General features: G+C 72.3%; 19 protein-coding genes. 12 read left to right on the top strand and 7 right to left on the bottom strand.

Annotated elements, in window-relative coordinates:
• Nucleotides 1–35: 35 nt before the first annotated feature.
• A complete protein-coding gene (locus ACFWV3_RS01700; protein ID WP_382407071.1) occupies nucleotides 36–677 on the bottom strand; it encodes a TVP38/TMEM64 family protein in 642 nt (213 codons plus the stop codon).
• A 30-nt stretch (nucleotides 678–707) separates the two neighbouring features.
• Between ACFWV3_RS01700 and ACFWV3_RS01695 the strand changes: the two genes are divergently transcribed.
• Entirely contained in the window at nucleotides 708–1,532 is an 825-nt protein-coding gene (locus ACFWV3_RS01695) for an aldo/keto reductase (protein ID WP_382407069.1), read from the top strand.
• 2 nt (nucleotides 1,533–1,534) lie between these two features.
• On the top strand, nucleotides 1,535–2,101 hold the full coding sequence (locus tag ACFWV3_RS01690) for an SMI1/KNR4 family protein (protein WP_382407067.1): 567 nt from the start codon (nucleotides 1,535–1,537) through the stop codon (nucleotides 2,099–2,101).
• Nucleotides 2,102–2,155: 54 nt separating this feature from the next.
• On the opposite strand, the gene ACFWV3_RS01685 is transcribed toward ACFWV3_RS01690, so the two are convergent.
• Nucleotides 2,156–2,464: a DUF1540 domain-containing protein gene (locus ACFWV3_RS01685; RefSeq protein WP_382407065.1), complete on the bottom strand. Its 309-nt coding sequence runs from the start codon at nucleotides 2,462–2,464 to the stop codon at nucleotides 2,156–2,158.
• A 347-nt stretch (nucleotides 2,465–2,811) separates the two neighbouring features.
• Here ACFWV3_RS01685 and ACFWV3_RS01680 point away from each other — a divergent pair, with 347 nt between their 5' ends.
• Nucleotides 2,812–3,591 carry an alpha/beta fold hydrolase gene (locus ACFWV3_RS01680; protein WP_382407063.1) on the top strand — a complete coding sequence of 260 codons (780 nt, stop codon included), beginning with the start codon at nucleotides 2,812–2,814 and terminating at the stop codon, nucleotides 3,589–3,591.
• Here ACFWV3_RS01680 and ACFWV3_RS01675 read toward each other — a convergent pair.
• Complete coding sequence (locus tag ACFWV3_RS01675; protein ID WP_382407061.1) at nucleotides 3,575–4,327, bottom strand: class I SAM-dependent methyltransferase; 753 nt, start codon at nucleotides 4,325–4,327, stop codon at nucleotides 3,575–3,577. The two genes, ACFWV3_RS01680 and ACFWV3_RS01675, sit on opposite strands and share 17 nt — an antisense overlap.
• A 103-nt stretch (nucleotides 4,328–4,430) precedes the next feature.
• Here ACFWV3_RS01675 and ACFWV3_RS01670 point away from each other — a divergent pair, with 103 nt between their 5' ends.
• The 4 genes from ACFWV3_RS01670 (at nucleotide 4,431) to ACFWV3_RS01655 (ending at nucleotide 8,061) form a co-directional block, all read left to right on the top strand.
• Nucleotides 4,431–5,021, top strand: a complete 591-nt coding sequence (locus ACFWV3_RS01670; RefSeq protein ID WP_382407059.1) for an NADPH-dependent F420 reductase — start codon at nucleotides 4,431–4,433, stop codon at nucleotides 5,019–5,021.
• Nucleotides 5,018–6,040: an LLM class flavin-dependent oxidoreductase gene (locus ACFWV3_RS01665; protein WP_382407057.1), complete on the top strand. Its 1,023-nt coding sequence runs from the start codon at nucleotides 5,018–5,020 to the stop codon at nucleotides 6,038–6,040. Before ACFWV3_RS01670 ends, ACFWV3_RS01665 begins: the two co-directional genes overlap by 4 nt.
• Before the next feature lie 106 nt (nucleotides 6,041–6,146).
• Nucleotides 6,147–7,481 (top strand): DUF4041 domain-containing protein, encoded by a 1,335-nt coding sequence (locus tag ACFWV3_RS01660; protein WP_382407055.1) that lies wholly within the window; start codon nucleotides 6,147–6,149, stop codon nucleotides 7,479–7,481.
• A 4-nt stretch (nucleotides 7,482–7,485) separates the two neighbouring features.
• Entirely contained in the window at nucleotides 7,486–8,061 is a 576-nt protein-coding gene (locus tag ACFWV3_RS01655; RefSeq protein ID WP_382407053.1) for a DUF2510 domain-containing protein, read from the top strand.
• Nucleotides 8,062–8,068: 7 nt separating this feature from the next.
• On the opposite strand, the gene ACFWV3_RS01650 is transcribed toward ACFWV3_RS01655, so the two are convergent.
• The 4 genes from ACFWV3_RS01650 to ACFWV3_RS01635 are packed head-to-tail and all read right to left on the bottom strand — an operon-like array spanning nucleotide 8,069 to nucleotide 11,532.
• Nucleotides 8,069–8,602: a hypothetical protein gene (locus ACFWV3_RS01650; RefSeq protein WP_382407051.1), complete on the bottom strand. Its 534-nt coding sequence runs from the start codon at nucleotides 8,600–8,602 to the stop codon at nucleotides 8,069–8,071.
• A gap of 13 nt (nucleotides 8,603–8,615) precedes the next feature.
• Nucleotides 8,616–9,785, bottom strand: a complete 1,170-nt coding sequence (locus tag ACFWV3_RS01645; protein ID WP_382407049.1) for an ABC transporter permease — start codon at nucleotides 9,783–9,785, stop codon at nucleotides 8,616–8,618.
• Nucleotides 9,782–10,504, bottom strand: coding sequence for an ABC transporter ATP-binding protein (locus ACFWV3_RS01640; protein ID WP_382407047.1), 723 nt, complete (start codon nucleotides 10,502–10,504; stop codon nucleotides 9,782–9,784). The genes ACFWV3_RS01645 and ACFWV3_RS01640 overlap by 4 nt, the downstream gene beginning before the upstream one ends.
• A complete protein-coding gene (locus ACFWV3_RS01635; RefSeq protein ID WP_382407045.1) occupies nucleotides 10,501–11,532 on the bottom strand; it encodes a peptidoglycan-binding protein in 1,032 nt (343 codons plus the stop codon). The genes ACFWV3_RS01640 and ACFWV3_RS01635 overlap by 4 nt, the downstream gene beginning before the upstream one ends.
• A gap of 79 nt (nucleotides 11,533–11,611) precedes the next feature.
• On the opposite strand from ACFWV3_RS01635, the gene ACFWV3_RS01630 reads away from it, so the two are divergent.
• From ACFWV3_RS01630 to ACFWV3_RS01610, 5 genes are all read left to right on the top strand, one after another.
• The gene (locus ACFWV3_RS01630; RefSeq protein WP_382407043.1) at nucleotides 11,612–12,307 is read left to right on the top strand and encodes a response regulator transcription factor; all 696 of its coding nucleotides are present in this window, start codon (nucleotides 11,612–11,614) and stop codon (nucleotides 12,305–12,307) included.
• The gene (locus tag ACFWV3_RS01625; protein WP_382407041.1) at nucleotides 12,294–13,991 is read left to right on the top strand and encodes an ATP-binding protein; all 1,698 of its coding nucleotides are present in this window, start codon (nucleotides 12,294–12,296) and stop codon (nucleotides 13,989–13,991) included. Before ACFWV3_RS01630 ends, ACFWV3_RS01625 begins: the two co-directional genes overlap by 14 nt.
• A gap of 34 nt (nucleotides 13,992–14,025) precedes the next feature.
• On the top strand, nucleotides 14,026–14,817 hold the full coding sequence (locus ACFWV3_RS01620) for a glycoside hydrolase family 20 zincin-like fold domain-containing protein (protein WP_382407039.1): 792 nt from the start codon (nucleotides 14,026–14,028) through the stop codon (nucleotides 14,815–14,817).
• A gap of 248 nt (nucleotides 14,818–15,065) precedes the next feature.
• Complete coding sequence (locus tag ACFWV3_RS01615) at nucleotides 15,066–15,755, top strand: response regulator transcription factor (protein WP_382407037.1); 690 nt, start codon at nucleotides 15,066–15,068, stop codon at nucleotides 15,753–15,755.
• Nucleotides 15,752–17,068: a sensor histidine kinase gene (locus ACFWV3_RS01610; RefSeq protein WP_382407035.1), complete on the top strand. Its 1,317-nt coding sequence runs from the start codon at nucleotides 15,752–15,754 to the stop codon at nucleotides 17,066–17,068. The genes ACFWV3_RS01615 and ACFWV3_RS01610 overlap by 4 nt, the downstream gene beginning before the upstream one ends.
• Nucleotides 17,069–17,191: the final 123 nt, after the last annotated feature.

Here is a 17,191-nt window from a genome sequence, read left to right as displayed (position 1 = left end):
GTCCCGGTCTCCCGCCGGGGCGGCTTTTTGCGTGCCTAGGTGGCCCGCACGGCCGCCGTGATCAAGTTCCGCCCCCACCACACCCCCACGGCCGCCAGAACGCCCCAGATCGCCAACGCGACCAGCGAACGGGCCGACCCGAGATCGCTCAGCGCGTCTCCCAGCACCGCGGCGAGCACCGTCGACGGCACGAGCCCCATCGCCGTGCCCACCGCGAAGTCGCGCGGACGCACCGGCGTGACGCCCGCGGCGTAGTTCGCCGGCGTGAACGGCACGACCGGCAGGAGCCGGACGACCAGCGTCGCCTCGACGCCGCGCCGCGCGAAGACCCGGTCGACCACCCGCAGCCGCTCCCCCAGCCGTCTCTCCACGGTCTCGCGCCCCAGCCCGCGGCCCACGCCGAACGCGACCATCGCGCCCGCGGTGAACCCGGCGATCGCGAGAGCGCTCCCCCACCCGATGCCGAACAGCAGCCCCGCCGCCGTCGCGAGCACCGGTTTGGGGAGGAACAGCGCCGTGCCGATCGCGCACACGGCCACGAACGCGACCGGTGCCGCCGTGCCCGCGCTCTCGACGAACGAGCGAAGCGCGTCGCCGTCGGGGAGGTCGACGACCTGGGCCAGCACCGCGAGCGCGACGACGAGCAGCACCAGAACGATCAGGCCCGCACGTCGCATCACACCAACGTACCCGGCAAGCTGGACGCCATGACCGTGCAGCTGCCGTCCGGCGAGAGCATCCCCGCGCTCGGCATGGGGACGTGGATGATGGCCGAGGACTTCGCCCGGCGCCCCGACGAGATCGCCGCGTTGCGCGCCGGCCTCGACCTCGGCCTCACGCTGGTCGACACCGCCGAGATGTACGGCGGCGGCTCGGCGGAGGCCCTGGTCGGCGAGGCGATCGCCGGGCGCCGCGACGAGGTGTTCCTGGTGTCGAAGGTCCTGCCCGGCAACGCGAGCGCGGCCGGCACCGTGCGCGCCTGCGAGGCCAGCCTGAGCCGGTTGGGCACCGACCGCCTCGACCTCTACCTGCTGCACTGGCGCGGCCGCTTCCCGCTGTCCCGGACGCTGGAGGGGTTCGCGGCGCTGGCCGAGGCGGGCAAGATCCGGCACTGGGGTGTCAGCAACCTCGACCTGGCCGACATGCGCGAGCTGACGGCGTTGCCGGGCTTCTGCCAGACCAACCAGATCCTCTACAACCTCACCCGGCGCGGCCCCGAGCACGACCTGCTGCCGTGGCAGGCGGAGGCGGGCATCCCGGTGATGGCCTACTCCCCCGTCGAGCAGGGCCGGCTGCTGGGCTCCCCGGCGCTCGCCTCGGTCGCCGCGCGGCACGGCGCCACTCCCGCCCAGGTCGCGCTGGCGTGGGTGCTGCGGCTGCCGTTCGTGAACGCGATCCCGAAGGCGGGCACGGTGGAGCACGTGCGCGACAACGCCCGCGCGGTGGACCTCACGCTGTCCGAGGAGGACCTGGCGGAGCTGGACCGGGCGTTCCCTCCCCCGGCAGGGCCGTCACCGCTGGAGATGCTCTAGCCATGAGCTGGACCGACGTCGAGAGCTGGATCCGCGAGCACCTCCCCGCGCTGCACGCCACCCTGCTGCCGCCTTCGGCCACTCAGGACATCACGGCGGCCGGGCGGACGATCGGCCACCCGCTGCCGGCCGATCTCGCGGCGTGGTGGCGGGTGTTCGGGGGCATCGGCGAGAAGACGCTGCTGTGGGACCTCGTCCCCGGCTACTGGCAGCCGGAGGGTCTCGCCGAGGCGCTGCGCGACCGAGAGATGATCATGGAGGTCCGCAACGACCTCTTCGACTCCTCACCGGAGGCGGCGCTGCGTGAGCCCGCCGGCACGCCGAACGGTGAGCTGTGGCTGCCGGCGTGGGTCCCCGTCGCCACGAACCTCGGCGGCAGCCACCTGTTCGTGGACCTGCGCGACGGGCCGCTGCACGGTTGTGTGATGGCGTGGGACAACGTCGAGGGAGCCGACGGCGGACCGCTGTACGCCGATGTGACCGCGTTGCTCGACTTCACCTCTCGCGCGTTGTGGGGCCACACCGAGCACCGCGTCGTCGTGAAGGACGACTACTTCGAGTGGGAGTGACACGCACGAACATCGCGGCCGCACACTGCTGCGCGCGGCCGCGATGAGCGAGGACTAACGAGGCTGGTACGTCAGGCAGTTCGCGTGGTGGTCGCCTTCGCCCTGCCCCACGCGCACGCTCTGCGCCGTGCACTCCAGCGACGCGTTGTGCGTGCAGTCGGTCCGCGAGCAGGCGCCGACCTGGGCGACGACCTTGTCCAGGCCGCCCTTGGTGCCGAGCGGGATGAACGTGCCGCAGTCCGCGGCCCCGTTGTCGCCGCGCACCGTGATCGCGAAGGCGTGGCAGCCGTCGTGGTTGTAGGAGCAGTCGCTCACGCTGCAATCGTGGACTGCGGGCATCGCCGGGTTCTCGAGAGTGGTCATGTCCGCTCCTGCCGTGGTGGGAAAGGTTCGGTAATCGGGACGATGCCACCGCGGCGGAAGGGCCGCAATTCGAGCGGAATTAGGGGAGCCTATCCTTCAACAATCAATTCGGCCGTGGTCCCGGAAACGCCGAACACGTTCTTCCCGCAGGTCAACGTCGTCCCGAACCGGGGTTTCCCGGCTCAGGACGACGTCGACGCCGAGGCGCGGGACGTTCTGAACGAAATCGGTTCACCGAACAGGATGACCCGTGGTTTCAAAGCGAGGGCGCTGTTGTTGCGCGGCCACCGGTGACGGTACGACGATCGGAACGAGCGGATGATCCATTGGGTAGGACGAGGTGTGGCATGGCGACGGTGACGACGGGCGACGGACAGCTGGTGTCCTACGTGGACCACGGCGGTGACGGCCCGGTGGTCGTGCTGCTGCACAGCTTCCTGATGGACGCGACGATGTGGGCACCGCAGGTCGACGCGTTCGGCGACCGCTTCCGGCTCGTCGCGGTCGACGAACGCGGGCACGGTGCGACGCCCGCGAACGGGCCGTTCGACCACTGGGACGTGGCGCGGGACGTGCTCGGCGTGCTGGACGCCCTCGGCATCGAGCGCGCGGCCGTCGCCGGGACCAGCCAGGGCGGGTTCGTGGCGCTGCGGACGGCACTGCTGGCGCCGGAGCGGGTGGCGGCGCTCGCGTTGCTCGGCACGTCCGGTGAGACGGAGGACGAGCAGATCTCGGCGGCCTACCAGCAGCTCGCGGAGGTGTGGATCGCGCAGGGGCCGGAGTCCGTGGTCGAGGCGGTCGCGAAGATCTGCCTCGGGGACCACGACCCGTCCGAGTGGACGCCGAAGTGGGGTGCCGTCGAGCCGGAGCGGTTGCGGCTGATCATGAACGCGCTGGTGGGGCGCGAGGGCGTACTGGACCGGCTCGGCGCGATCGAGGTGCCCGCACTCGTGCTGCACGGCACGGCCGACCTCGCCTACCCGGTCGCGAAGGCGGAGGCGCTCGTGGCCGCGCTGCCCCGGGCCGAGCCGCTGGTCCTCGTCGAGGGTGGCGCGCACTTCCTGAGCCTCACGCACGCGGCGGAGGTCAACCCGCACCTGGAGCGGTTCCTCAGCGCGACCCTCTGACCGCCCACGCCTTGGCGGTGAGCTCGATCGGCCCGTGCGCGGGCAGCCGGCTGCGCAGGAGGTCGCGCACGGCGTCGAGCTGGTCCGGGGGCAACGTGGCGGCGTAGGCGGGCGCCGCACCCGTGGCGCCGAGGAACGGGTGCCAGAAGTCGTCGAAGTCGCGGAACACCGTCGGCACGACGATGCCGCGCACCTCCACGTCGTCCAGTCCCGCGCCGGTCCAGAACGTGCGCAGCGGGTCGGGGTCGCTCACCGAGGTGAAGCGCAGGCCCTCGTCGTGCGCCGCGGCGGCCGGGTCGACGTCCTTGGCCGCGTCCCAGAACAGCCGCATCATCTGCATGCCGGTGGTGTAGTCCCACAGGTAGGCGGCGACCTGCCTCCCGGCGCGGGCGAACTCCGCCACTGCCCTCGGCACGTCGGGCACGAAGGTCAGCACGAGCCCGCTCACCACGACGTCGGCCGTGCGCCCGCCGAGGTCCATCGCGTCGCCGACCTCGAACGTCGCGCCGGGCACCTGCTGCCGCGCGCGCTCGAGGAACCCCTCGGACGGGTCGACGCCGGTGACCGAGGCCGGCCGGGCGTGGGCGAGCACGGTCTGCGTGAGCGCGCCGGTGCCGCAGCCGACGTCGAGCCACGTCCGGCCGGGCGGCACGTCCAGCCAGCGCAGGAACTCGACCGCCACCGGCCGGCTCCACCGGCCCACGTACCGCTCGTACGCGTCACCGAAACCCCACACGCGGCGAAGGGTAGTCCCGCTCGCGCCACCCGGCCCGGGGGAATAACCGGGGGCCGGTCCGGTTAAGCTAGGTGATACGTCAACTAGCTGGGTCGGGTGTGCTGTGAAGATCGCTGTCCTGGGTGCGGGCCACGTCGGCCCCGTCGTCGCCCGCCTCGCGCTGGCGGCGGGCCACCGCGTGACGATCGCGGGGTCCGGCGACCCCGCGCGGATCGCGATGATCGTCGACTTCCTGGCACCGGGAGCCGTCCCGCTGCCGGCCGCCGACGCCGTCGCGGACGCGGACCTCGTCGTGCTGGCGATCCCGTGGCACCGGTTCCCCGCGCTCGAACCGGGGATGTTCGAGGGCAAGGTCGTCGTGGACGCGATGAACCACTGGCCGCCCGCCGAGGCGCCGCTGGGCACGAGCGAGGACGTGGCGGCACGCCTGGTGGGCGCGCACGTCGTGAAGGCGCTCAACCACATCGCCTACCAGGACATGGAACCCGCCGGCGGACGTGCCGCGGGCGTCGCCGGACCGGCGGACGCCGTGGCGGTCGTGGCGGAGTTCCTGCGGAGCCTGGGCTTCGACCCGGTGCCGGTGGGCCCGCTGACCGCGGGACGGCACCTGGAGCCCGGCAGCCCGCTGTTCGGCGTCGCGGCCGGCAGGCCCGAGTTCGAGAACCTCACCAAGCTCGCGAAGGAGCGGTCATGACCACCACGTTCGGACTCGACACGTTCGGCGACGTCACCCACGACGCCACCGGCGCCCCGCTGACCCACGCCCAGACGATCCGCGACGTGGTCGAGGAGGGCGTGCTCGCCGACCAGGTCGGCCTCGACTTCTTCGGCATCGGCGAACACCACACGCCCGACATGCCGCTCTCGGCCGCCGACGTGGTGCTGGCCGCGATCGCCGCCCGCACCTCCCGCATCCGCCTGGGGTCCGCGGTGACGGTGCTGAGCTCGGACGACCCGGTGCGCGTGTTCCAGCGGTTCTCCACGCTCAACGCGATCTCCGACGGCCGCGCGGAGGTCATCCTGGGCCGCGGGTCCAGTGTGGACTCGTTCCCGCTGTTCGGCTACGACCTCGCCGATTACGAGGACCTGTTCGAGGAGAAGACGCACCTGTTCGCGGAGCTCCTCAAGGGCGGCCCGGTCACCTGGCAGGGCAAGACCCGCGCCGCGTTGCACGAGCAGGACGTCGTGCCGTTCAGCGAGCCGTTCCCGACGTGGATCGGCGTGGGCGGCAGCCCGCAGTCCGTGGTGCGCGCGGCGTCGTACGGCTTCTCGCTGATGCTCGCGATCATCGGCGGCCACCCGTCCCGCTTCGCGCCGTTCTCCGAGCTGTACAAGCACGCGCTGGAGAAGTTCGGCCGCGAACCCCAGCCCATCGGCATCCACTCCCCCGGCCACGTCGCGCCCACCGACGAGCAGGCACGCGAGGAGTTCTGGCCGCACTACCTCGACCTGATCGGCAGGCTGGGCAAGTCGCGCGGGTTCGCGACGCCCACGCCGGAGTCGTACGCGCACGAGGTCGGCCCGCACGGGGCGTTGTTCGTGGGGTCGCCGGAGACCGTCGCGGCGAAGATCGCGCGGACGATGACGACGTTGAGCGCCAGCCGGTTCGACCTGAAGTACGGGATGGGCGGGCTGTCGCACGAGTCGCTGATGCGGACGATCGAGCTGTACGGGACGCAGGTGGTGCCTCGGGTGCGGGACCTGCTCGCGTAGTCCGGTCCGGTGAATCCACGGGCGCGCGTGCGCCGTTCGGTAATGGTCCCTGTCGGCCGCACGATGCACCGGACACGTCCGCACGCGCGCTTCTGGGAGGCTCTGGGTGGCATTGTTCGGCAGCAGGGAGAACGCTGAAGTCGTCGCACTGCGAGAGCAGCTGGCGGCCGCGAACGGCACGATCGCCGAGCTGCGCGGATGGGTCGGTCACCTCCGCGGCGCGGAGACGCCCGCCTTGGAGAACGAGCTGCGCCAGCTGCGTTCCGCCGTGGAGCAGAAGAAGAGCGAGTACATGGCGCTCGGCACCTCTCAACGCCGGCTCCAGGCGGAGGTCGACACGTGGCGCTCGCAGCTGGTCGAGACGCGTGACCTGGCTCTGCTGCAGGAAGTCGGCGTGTACGAGTACGCGCATCCGCTGGACGACGCGCTGGCGTACAAGAACGCGCTGGCCTCCCTGAAGCAGCAGATCAAGGACTTCGCCAAGGGCAACGCCGTGTCCTGCCACGTCGACTGGGCCGTCAACGGGTCCGTGAAGGAAGGCGAGAAGCTCGGCAATGACATGGCCAAGCTGATGCTGCGGGCCTACAACGCCGAAGCGGACAACGCCGTGCGCTCGGTCAGACCGCATACGCGCGAAGCGGTGAAGAAGCGGCTCACGACGACCAAGGACACGATCGGCAAGCTCGGTGTCCTCATGCGCATCGCGATCTCGCGCGACTACCACCTCCTGCGGCTGCGGGAGATCGACCTGACCGCCGACCACCTGGTCAAGGTCGAGGCGGAGAAGGAACAGGCCAAGGCGGAACGCGACCGGCTGCGCGAAGAGGCCAAGGTGATGAAGGAGATCGAGCGCGAGCGCGCCCGCCTGGCCAAGGAACGCGCCCACTACCAGGCCGCGGTGGCCAAGCTGCAGGCCAACGGTGAAGTGGTGGCGCTGGCCAAGGCGCAGGAGCAGCTGGCGTCGGTCGACGACGCGATCGCGGGGGTCGAGCACCGCGCCGCCAACGTCCGGCTGGGCTATGTGTACGTCATCTCCAACATCGGTGCCTTCGGTCCCGGAGTCGTGAAGATCGGCATGACCCGCCGGCAGGAACCGATGGACCGGGTCAGGGAGCTCGGCGACGCGTCGGTGCCGTTCCGGTTCGACACCCACGCGCTCATCTTCTCCGAGGACGCGGTCGGCCTCGAGACCGCGCTGCACCAGCGGTTGAGCCACAAGAGGGTCAACCTGGTCAACCACCGGCGCGAGTTCTTCTACGCGACGCCCGCCGAGGTGAAGGACCTCGTCGTCGAGCTCGAGAACAGTCCGGTCCTCCAGTACGACGACGTCGCCGAGGCGCTGGAGTGGCGTGCGTCCGGGTCGAACAGGCAGGGCGCCCAGAGTGCGCTCGCCCTGTCGTCGGTCGGCGCCGACGGCGACCTGTCGGACGATGGTGAGTGACGGCATGACCCAGCCACCTGTCACGCCGGTGCGGGCCGCGGCCTGGCTGCCCGACCCGCTCGACGACGCGCTCGTCCGCTACTGGGACGGGCACCGCTGGACGTTCCACACGGCGGTGCGCCAGGTCGCCGCGCCCGCACCCGTCGAACCGGTCGTCCAGCAGCCGGTCCGGCCGGCGCTGCGCCCGGACATCGCTGCCGCTCTCGAACGGGTGCGCGGCGGCCTCGTGGGATCCATGAAGGAGATCAACCTCCTCGCCGGTTTCCTCGAACCGGAGGAGCGGGTACTCGCCCTGACCGGTGCCGCCGGAGAGGGCCGAGGTGTGCTCGCGTGCACGAACCACCGGCTGCTCTTCCTGTTCGACGGGCTGATCAGCCGGCAGTTCCTCCGCGTCCACTGGAACCGGGCCAAGGCCGTCGTCTACGACCAGAACACGCGAATGTTCCAGGTCTACGACGTCAAGCCCACCAAGCGGGCCGTCCCGGCGCTCGCCGTGCAGGTCGCCAACGTCTCCGATGCCCAGGCCGTCGTGCAGGCGGCTCAGGCTGCGTCAGCCGCTCCCCGGCTCGACGTCGTCTGACGGCCCGTCACTTCTTCGACGACGCGATCTCGCACGCCTTCGCGTGCTCCAGGCCGAGGGAGATCGACTCCGGGTCGTTGTTCGGCCCGCCCAGCGCGAAGCTCACGACCTCCGCGCCCGGCTCGTTCTGCACCTCGACGTACCGCACCCCCTTGCCGCGCAGGCACTGCACGACCCGGTTGGCGAAGTCGAGCGCCTCCGGGTTGCTCGCGTCCTTCTCCCACGGCGGCAGCGGGATCAGCTTGCCGCAGGTCTCCAGCGCCTTGTCCACCTCCTCCTTGACGGGCACCGGCTTGGTGCTGCCCTCGCTGGCGCGGCCCTTCTTGTCCATGCCGAAGCCGGCCATGCACCGGTCGTACGGGGCGTTGAGGGCCTCCAGGTCCTCGGGGGTCATGTCGAGGCGTTCGCGCGGGCGTTGCTCCTGCGCGGCGGAGGTGGGGGCTGCGCTGCTCGGCGTCGAGATCGAGGCGACCTCGGGCTGGGCCACCGGCTGCGAGCAGGCGGCCAGGAGGAACAGCAGGGCGAGCGGGGCCTTCTTCATCGGGCGGAACCTTTCACACGGAGAGCGCCTGCGTCGGCGTGAGCCGGGCGGCGCGGATGGAGGGGTGCAGACCTGCGGCGGCGCCCACGACGAACGCTGCCAGCAGGCCGGTGGCCAGGACCGGCGGGGGCAGGACGACGGGCCAGCGGTGCCAGGTGGCATAGCCGGCGACGCCGAGCGCGCCGAGTGCGGTGCCCGCGAGGCCGCCCAGGCCGGAGAGCAGGACGGCCTCGGTCAGGAACTGGACGCGGATGTGGCCACGGGTGGCGCCGAGGGCGCGGCGCAGGCCGATCTCGCTGCGGCGTTCCAGCACGGAGATCACCATCGTGTTCGCCACGCCGACGCCGCCGACCAGCAGCGCCACGCCCGCGAGGCCCAGGAACAGCGCGCTGTAGGAGTTCTGGGTGGCGCGTTTCGCGGCCAGGGCGTCGGACGGCCGTGACACCTGCACGAGGCCGGGGACCTCGCCGTACAACGTCGCCGGCAGCACGGCCCGGACGTCCTCGATGGACTCCTCGCGGGCCTTCACGTACACGACGGTCGGGTGGCCGTCGAAGCCCAGCCGGGTGCGGGCGGCCTCCCAGCCGACGAGCACCGAGCGTTCGACGTCGGGGGCGAGCGGCATCGGGCCGAGCACGCCGACGACCGTGAACCAGCTGTCCCCCACGAACACCGCCGGGTGCTCGCCGACGTCCTGGATGCCGAGCCGGGACGCCGCGACGTGGCCCAGCACCACCGACGGGAAGTCCGGGCGGGGCAGGAACTCGCCGCTGCGCAGGTGGCCGTTCACCGCGTCGAGCAGGCCGGGGGTTGCGGCCAGGACGGTGAGGTCGGAGCTGTGGCCGGGGTCGAGCAGGTCGTTGCGGCGGACGCGGGCGTGGGTGTTGGCGACGGCCGCGGCACTGGTGACCGGGCCGATGCGCCGGACCATCGCGACCGAGGACTCCGGCAGCAGCACCGGGTTCTCCTGGCGCGGGGACGGCTGGGCGCGCAGCAGGTTGGTGCCGAGCGCGGTCAGCTCGTCGAGCAGGGCCTGCTGGCTCGACGCCGGGATGCCGGTGACCACCACGACGGTGGCGATGCCCAGCGCGATGCCGAGCGCGGACAAGGCGGCGCGCAGCCGCCGGGTGCGGATGCCCAGCGACCCCAGCGACAGCAGGTCGGCGAACGACAGACGTCTCATCGCACGCTCCGGATCACGACGGTCCGCTCGGTCGCGGTACCCGCGGCGGTGCTGGAGTCGGCGACGATCCGGCCGTCGCGCAGCTCCACGCGGCGCGGCAGCGAGGCGGCGACGTCGCGGTCGTGCGTGATCAACGCGATGGTCGTGCCCTGGGCGTTCAGCTCCCGCAGCAGATCCAGGACCGCGCGGCCGTTCGCCGTGTCGAGCGCGCCGGTCGGTTCGTCGGCGAGCACCAGCGACGGGCTGTTCACCACGGCGCGGGCGATCGCGACGCGCTGCCGTTCGCCGCCGGAGAGCTGCTGCGGCCGGTGGTCCACGCGGTGGCCGAGACCGACCCGTTCGAGCGCCTGCACCGCCAGCTCACGACGGTCCTTGCGGCGCACACCCGCGTACAGCAGGCCGGTGGCGACGTTCTCGGTGGCCGAGAGCGCGTCGGAGAGGTGGAACTGCTGGAACACGAACCCGAGCCTGCTGCCGCGCAACGCCGACAGCTTCCGGTCGGACAACGTCGAGACGTCCTGGCCGTCGATCTCCACCGTCCCCGACGACGGCAGGTCGAGCGTGCCGACGAGGTGCAGCAAAGTCGACTTGCCGGAACCCGACGGTCCCACGATCGCGAGCAACTCACCCGAGCGGACCTGCAGCGACACGTCGTCGAGCGCCGTCACGCCGCCGGGGTAGCGCTTGCTGACCGAACGCAACGCGAGCACGGGACTCATTGGGCCGTCACCACTTCCAGGCCCTCGGTGACGCCGTCGCCGGAGACCTCGACCAGGTCCTGCGAGTACAGACCCGTCTTCACGGCCTTCAGCCCACCGCCGGGCACCTGCACCGCGTACCCGCCCTCCTTCAACGCGACGAGCGCCGCCAGCGGCACCGTCAGCACGCCCGTCCGGCTCTCGGTCGTGATCTTCAGGCGCACCGGGGCGGTGTCCAGGTCCGCCACGTCCGCCGGGGTGTCGGGCGTGACCACGACGTCGACCTTCGGCCCGCCGCCGTTCTCCTGCGGTGGCGCGTTCGTCACGGAGGTGACCTCGGCGGGCACCTCGCGGTTGTCCGGTCGCACGACCACGACCGGCATTCCTGCCTTCAGCGCGCCGGCCTCGGACACCGGCACCTGGACGGTGACCAGCCGGGTGGTCGGGGTGAGCTCGAACAGCTCCTCCGCCGCGGGCGCGCCGGGCTGGGCCTTCACCGTGCCGACGCGCATCGGCCGGTCGAGCACCAGCACCCGGCCGGGAGCGAGGACGCCGTTCTGCTCGACGCCCACGGCCTTCTGCCACTTCTTCAGCGCCTCGACCACGCGCGGGGTGAGCTCGGCCTTCGCCACGTCCCCTGGACGCGTGCCGACCTGGTAGCCGAGCGCCGCGAGGTTGTCCATCACCACCGCGACGTCCGAGCCCTTGACGCCCAGGGTGTCGAGCGTGCGGAACAGCGGTGTCGCGCCGTAGAACACGACCACCGGCTGGTCGTCCACGCGGTACAGCTCCCGCCCCAGCTCGGTGGCCTGACCGGCGGCGGGCAGCTTCGTGACGGTGCCGGTGCCCCCTTTGACCGGACGGGCGGCGCCGAAGCCGAGGTTCCCCTGCAGCAGGCGGGTGTTCGCGAGGTCGCCCTTCTGCACGGTCGTGGTCCTCACCGCCGGTGGCGGCGCCGCGGCCGGTTCGTCCGGTCTCCCCCGCACGACCAGGAAGATCGCGGCGACGGCCACGACGAGCAGCGTGGCCGCGATGACGGTGTTGCGCATGCCGTGGATCTTGGAAGGCACTTGTGAGGATCTCGTGTGGAACCGGTGTCCCCGCGGAGGGCGTCCTTATGATCGCCCGGTGAGCGCTCTCATCCTGGTCGCCGAGGACGACGAGAACCAGGCAGAGCTGGTCCGCCGCTACCTGGAGCAGGACCACCACCGGGTGCTCGTCGTCCACGACGGGCGGGACGCGCTCGACGTGTGCCGCTCCCGCGGTCCCGCTCTCGTCGTGCTCGACCTGATGCTGCCCGGCCTGGGCGGCCTCGACGTCTGCCGCGCGCTGCGGGCCGACTCGGACGTGCTGGTGCTCATGCTCACCGCGCGGTCCACCGAGGACGACCTGCTGCACGGGCTCGGCATCGGCGCGGACGACTACATGACCAAGCCGTTCAGCCCCCGCGAGCTGGTGGCGCGGGTGCGGACGTTGCTGCGCAGGCGGCCGGCGGACAAGCCCGTCCCGCTGCTCGCGGTGGGGCCGATCGTCGTCGACCCGGTGCGGCACGAGGTGACGGTGCGCGGCGAGCCGGTCGAGTGCACGCCCGGCGAGTTCGGGCTGCTGGAGGTGCTGGCGTCCGAAGTGGACCGGGTGTTCTCCCGCGAGCAGCTGCTGGAGCGGATGCACGGCCTCGACAGCTTCCTCACCGCCCGCACGATCGACACGCACGTCAAGAACCTGCGCCGCAAGATCGAGACGGACACCCGGTCGCCGGAGCACCTGGTCACGGTGTACGGCATCGGCTACAAGCTCACGGCCGGGCGTCGTGGCGCGCCGTAGCGTCTTCGCACGGCTGCTGCTGGTCGTGGTGCTGATCGCGGTGTGCTCGATCGCCGCGACCGCGTGGCTCGCGACCCAGCTGACCAAGGCGTCGATCGAGCGGGAGCAGGGCAGGGAGCTGGCGTCGGACAACCGGATCTACACCGCGCTGCTCGGCTACGCGGCCGCGCACCGCGACTGGTCCGAAGTGGACGGCTGGCTCGACTCGCTGGTGAAGGAGCACCCGAACCGCCGGCTCGTGCTGGTCACCAAGGACGGCAGGACGGTCGCCGACCGCGGCGGCGACGGCGGCCAGCTCCCGGCGACGGCCGCGGCGGTCGTCGACCCGCTGGCGGTCGACCCGGTGCTCGTGCCGGACGCCCCCGCCGACCGCATCGACGCCCGCGTGCTGGGCCCGTTCCGCACCCCGATCGCCTTCCGCGACCGCGAGGACACCACCGGGTCGCTGTACTGCCTGCGGCTCGTCAGGAGGGAGCAGTCGCGGCTCGACTGCCGGGAGGGCGACCTCCGGTTCGACACCGCCGCCGACTTCGCCGCGCTGCTCGACCTCGAAGAGCTCGTCAACGCCTGCCTCGCGCGCCGCGCGCTGCCGCCGGTCGACCTGGACCCCGACTACACGCCCGCGCTCAAGCAGTCGGTCGTGCAACCACCGGACGAACCGGCCGTCGCCGCCTGCGTCACCTCCTCCCGCAAGGAGCAGCTCACCCCGTACGTGGCGGCGCCCGCCCTGCTCTACCTGTCCACCCCGGCCGGCCCGCCCACCACCGCGATCTCGTTGTCCGGCAACGAGTGGCAGGTCGCAGGCGCGGCGGCGGCCGTGCTGCTGGCCGCGATCGGGGTGGCGGCGGTCGCCGGGGCGCGGATCACCCGGCCGCTGCGGGCGTTGACGGCCGCGGCGCACCACATGTCCGCCGGCGGCGACATCCCGCCGGTTCCGGTGCGCGGGCAGGACGAGATCGCGGGGCTGACCAGGGCGTTCAACACGATGGCGGCGAACAGGGCGCAGCTGGAGCAGGCGCGCAAGGCGCTGGTCGGCGACGTCGCCCACGAGCTGCGCACGCCGTTGAGCACGATCAGGGGCTGGCTGGAGGCGGCTGAGGACGGGGTGAGCGCGCTCGACCCGGCGCTGGTCGCGTTGCTGCTCAAGGAAGCGCTGGTGCTCCAGCACGTCGTGGACGACCTGCAGGACCTCGCGGTGGCCGACGCGGGCGCGTTGCGGCTGACCGTCGAACCGGTGCCGGTCGCGGCCGCGCTGGAGCAGGTCCGCGCGGCGCACGAGCCCCGCGCGACGCAGGCCGGTGTCTCGGTGTCGGTGGCCGCGGACCCTTCGCTGGTGGTGCACGCGGACGCGGTGCGGCTGCGGCAGGTCCTCGACAACCTCGTCGCGAACGCGGTGCGGTACGTGCCTGCCGGAGGGTCGGTGACGCTCGCCGCCGTCCCGGATGCTGGACACGTGCTCATCGCCGTCGCGGACACCGGTCCGGGCATCTCCGAGGACGACCTGCCGCACGTCTTCGACCGGTTCTGGCGGGCCGACCGGTCGCGTTCCCGCAGCACAGGGGGCAGCGGGCTGGGGCTCGCGATCGTGCGCAAGCTCGTCGAGGCGCACGGCGGGACGGTCGATGTGATCAGCACAACAGGTGTCGGAACGACGTTCCGCGTCCGCTTGCCGGAACTCCCCTGATACTGCCAGCGTTGGACCGCTGGAGGAGAAACCGGTGATCGTTCCCATGCCTGCGAGCGCGCCCCGTCGCACGGGCTCGTTCGTCCTGACCGAAGACGTGACCGTCCGGGTGACCGGGCAGGCCCGCACCGCGGCGGCGCTGCTGCGCGAGCACGTGTTCCGGCAGACCGGGTACCTGCTCGCCGAGTCGCCCGACGGCATGCTGATGGTGTCGCACGACCCGGCGATGCGCGGGCTCGGTCCCGAGGGCTACGCCCTGCTGGTCAGCAACGACGCGGTGATGCTGCGCGCGGGCACGCAGGCGGGGCTGCGGCACGGCGTGCAGTCGTTCCGGCAGCTGATGACCCGCGACGGCACGGTGCGCGCCGCCGACGTGCGCGACTCCCCCGCGTTCGCGTGGCGCGGGGTGTCGAGCGCGCTGCTGGCCCCGGCCGAGATGCGCCAGACGATCGACCGGATGGCCGCCTACAAGCTCAACGTGCTGCACGTCTTCCCCGAGGGCGACCCCGACGCGTTGCGCGACCTCGTCGAGTACGGGCGCGACCACGGCGTCATCGTCGTGCCCGAGCTCAGCCCGGCGACGGTCGAGCTGCTGGAGCTGTTCCCCAGCCGGTGGGTGCACATCGGCAGCGCCAAGCTGAGCGCCAAGTTCGCCGGGCTGCTCGAACGCCACGGCAAGCTGCCGGTGCGCTGGCACGAGGGCGGTTCGGACGTGCTCGGTCCGCACGGGCAGCTCGTCGAGGGCGACGACGTCCTGCGCGCTGTAGCCACCGCGGGCTGGGTGGGCGGTCAGCGGACGACGTCGGCGGTCGCCCCGGCCTGGTAGCCGTTCACACCGGCGGAGCGGCCGCAGGTCGCGCCGTGCGGCTGTTCACATGTTTATCGTTGAATTGCCCGGTCTTTTTCCGCTTGTTCGGTTCAGAGGCCTATCGCGGTGTCCGCCGAACGCTGCACGCCGTTGTTCCTCCTGGCCGCGAATCCGCTTCCACCGGGCGGAAAAACGTTCCTGTTGATCAGCTGTTGCACTGACCCGGCAGCCTGGCCGGGCGCGTTTTCGCGTGCGATTGTGTTGGTGTGCGGGGGATTTCGAAGTCCGGGACGGACCACCCCTTCCGGGTGCTCCTCGTCGAGGACGACCGGGAGCTGGTGGAAATGCTCGCGGCCGTGCTGCGCCGCGAGGGGTACGTCGTCGACACGGCGTTCGACGGGCAACGCGGCCTGCACCTCGCGCTCACCCAGCCCTTCGACGTGGTGGTGATCGACCGCGGCCTGCCCGTGCTCGACGGCCTGGACCTGGTGTCCCGGTTGCGGTCCCGGTCCCTGCGCACCCAGGTGCTGATGCTGACCGCGATGAGCTCGGTGCACAACCGGATCGAGGGCCTCGACGCGGGCGCCGACGACTACCTGACCAAGCCGTTCGACCTGGGTGAGCTCACCGCGCGGCTGCGGGCGCTGTGCCGGCGGGCGGCGGAGCTCGCGGCGGTGCTGAGCATCGGCGCCGCGCGGCTGGAGCTGGAACAGCACCAGGTCGTGCTGCCCGACGGCGAGAAGGTCCCGTTGACGGCGCGGGAGTTCGCGCTGCTGAGGGTCCTCGCCACCCACCCGGACACCGTGCACACGCGTGCGGCGCTGCGGCGGACGGTGTTCCAGGACGCCCCGTCGCAGTCCATTGTGGACACCTACGTGCACTACCTGCGCTCCAAGGTCGGGCGGTCGGTCGTGCTCACCGTGCAGGGGATCGGCTACCGGTTGGGGGCGCTGTGAAGGCGGAGGCGGAGGTCCGGCGGGCCCGGCTGCGGGTGAGCGTGCTGGTCGGCGCCGCGATCACGCTGATGATCGTGTTCGTCGGCGGCATCGCGTACCTCGTCATGACGCAGGCCCAGCAGACGCAGGTGACGCGCGAGCTGCAGTACAACGCGCGGTACGGCGTCCCGGACGTCGCCCCGCGGTGCGCGTGGGTGTTCACGCTGGAGAACGGCGTGCTGGACCAGGGCGTGCTCGCCGTGCCCGCCGGTTTCCCGCTGCGGCCCGACCTCGACGCCGTGGTCGCCTCGGGGGTGCCCGTCGAACGGTCGGTGGCCGCGAACGGCACGCGGTACGAGGTGCTGACGGCCCCCGGCGCGGACGGCACGACGGTGCAGGCGGTGTTCGACCTGCGCTACCAGCTCTCGGACCGCTGGCACCTGCTGCTCGCGCTGGGCATAGCGCAGGCCGCGGGCCTGGTCGTGGCGGCACTGATCGGCCTGGGCGTGAGCCGCCGCGCGATCGGCCCGCTGGCGGAGGCGCTGACCAGGCAACAACGGTTCGTCACGGACGCGAGCCACGAGCTGCGCACCCCGATCGCCCGCGCCCACCTGCGCGCCCAGCTGCTCGCCGCGACCGTGCCCGACGCGCAACGCGACAACCTCGACGCCCTCGCCCGCTCGATCCGCGGCCTCGCGGACGTGGTGGACGACCTGCTGCGGTCGTCGCAGCTCGGCGCCTGGGAAGGCCGGCCGGTGGACCTCGCGGATGTGGCCGAGGCCGCCGTGGTCGGCGAGACCGAGCGGGCGGCGCAGCGGCGGATCACGCTCGTGCTGGCCCACCCCGGCCACCCGCTGGTGGTGAGCGGCGTGGAGACGGCGCTGCGCCGGGCGGTCGACGAGCTGCTGGCCAACGCCGTGCGGCACACGCCGGAGGGCGGGCGGATCTCCGTCGGGGTCGCGGCGGCGGACGGGTTCGTGGAGCTGGTGGTGTCCGACACCGGCCGGGGGTTCGACCCGCGGGAGGCGGACGGGCTGTTCGAGCGGTTCCGCGGCGGGTCTGGAGGAGGGTCCGGTGGGTCTGGTGAGCACGGTGGGTCTGGAGGGCCCGCCCGGTCTGGTGAGCACGGTGGGCTTGGCGGGCATGGCGGGTTCGGGCTGGGGCTCGCGCTGGTGCGGGAGGTCGTGACCGGGCACGGCGGGTCGGTGGAGGCGGTGGGACGGCCCGGGTTGGGGGCTCGGTTCACGCTGCGGGTGCCGTTGGCTGGGCGTGCTGGCGCGGAGGTCCCCCTGGGTTCAGGGTCCCCCGCGACCCACCGTACCGAGCTGGTCTGACGGTTTGGGCGGGTCGACGAGGTGCGCGGCAGACCGCGGCCGGTGCGCGCCGTTCGCGGAGCAGGCTGACGCGGGGGTACCCCTCGATTTCGCGTCCCCCGCGGCCCAAAGTACCGAGCTGGT

The organism is Lentzea sp. NPDC059081, assembly GCF_042738015.1.
In the GTDB taxonomy this organism is placed as follows: Bacteria; Actinomycetota; Actinomycetes; order Mycobacteriales; family Pseudonocardiaceae; genus Lentzea.
The sequence above is the reverse complement of the archived record's forward strand: the minus strand, read 5'-3'. Positions and strand labels throughout refer to the sequence as shown.

Coding starts and splice junctions, on each gene's coding strand:
- ACFWV3_RS01700 (WP_382407071.1), bottom strand. CDS start 677: ATGCGACGTGCGGGCCTGATCGTTCTGGTGCTGCTCGTCGTCGCGCTC.
- ACFWV3_RS01695 (WP_382407069.1), top strand. CDS start 708: ATGACCGTGCAGCTGCCGTCCGGCGAGAGCATCCCCGCGCTCGGCATG.
- ACFWV3_RS01690 (WP_382407067.1), top strand. CDS start 1,535: ATGAGCTGGACCGACGTCGAGAGCTGGATCCGCGAGCACCTCCCCGCG.
- ACFWV3_RS01685 (WP_382407065.1), bottom strand. CDS start 2,464: ATGACCACTCTCGAGAACCCGGCGATGCCCGCAGTCCACGATTGCAGC.
- ACFWV3_RS01680 (WP_382407063.1), top strand. CDS start 2,812: ATGGCGACGGTGACGACGGGCGACGGACAGCTGGTGTCCTACGTGGAC.
- ACFWV3_RS01665 (WP_382407057.1), top strand. CDS start 5,018: ATGACCACCACGTTCGGACTCGACACGTTCGGCGACGTCACCCACGAC.
- ACFWV3_RS01655 (WP_382407053.1), top strand. CDS start 7,486: ATGACCCAGCCACCTGTCACGCCGGTGCGGGCCGCGGCCTGGCTGCCC.
- ACFWV3_RS01650 (WP_382407051.1), bottom strand. CDS start 8,602: ATGAAGAAGGCCCCGCTCGCCCTGCTGTTCCTCCTGGCCGCCTGCTCG.
- ACFWV3_RS01645 (WP_382407049.1), bottom strand. CDS start 9,785: ATGAGACGTCTGTCGTTCGCCGACCTGCTGTCGCTGGGGTCGCTGGGC.
- ACFWV3_RS01640 (WP_382407047.1), bottom strand. CDS start 10,504: ATGAGTCCCGTGCTCGCGTTGCGTTCGGTCAGCAAGCGCTACCCCGGC.
- ACFWV3_RS01635 (WP_382407045.1), bottom strand. CDS start 11,532: ATGCGCAACACCGTCATCGCGGCCACGCTGCTCGTCGTGGCCGTCGCC.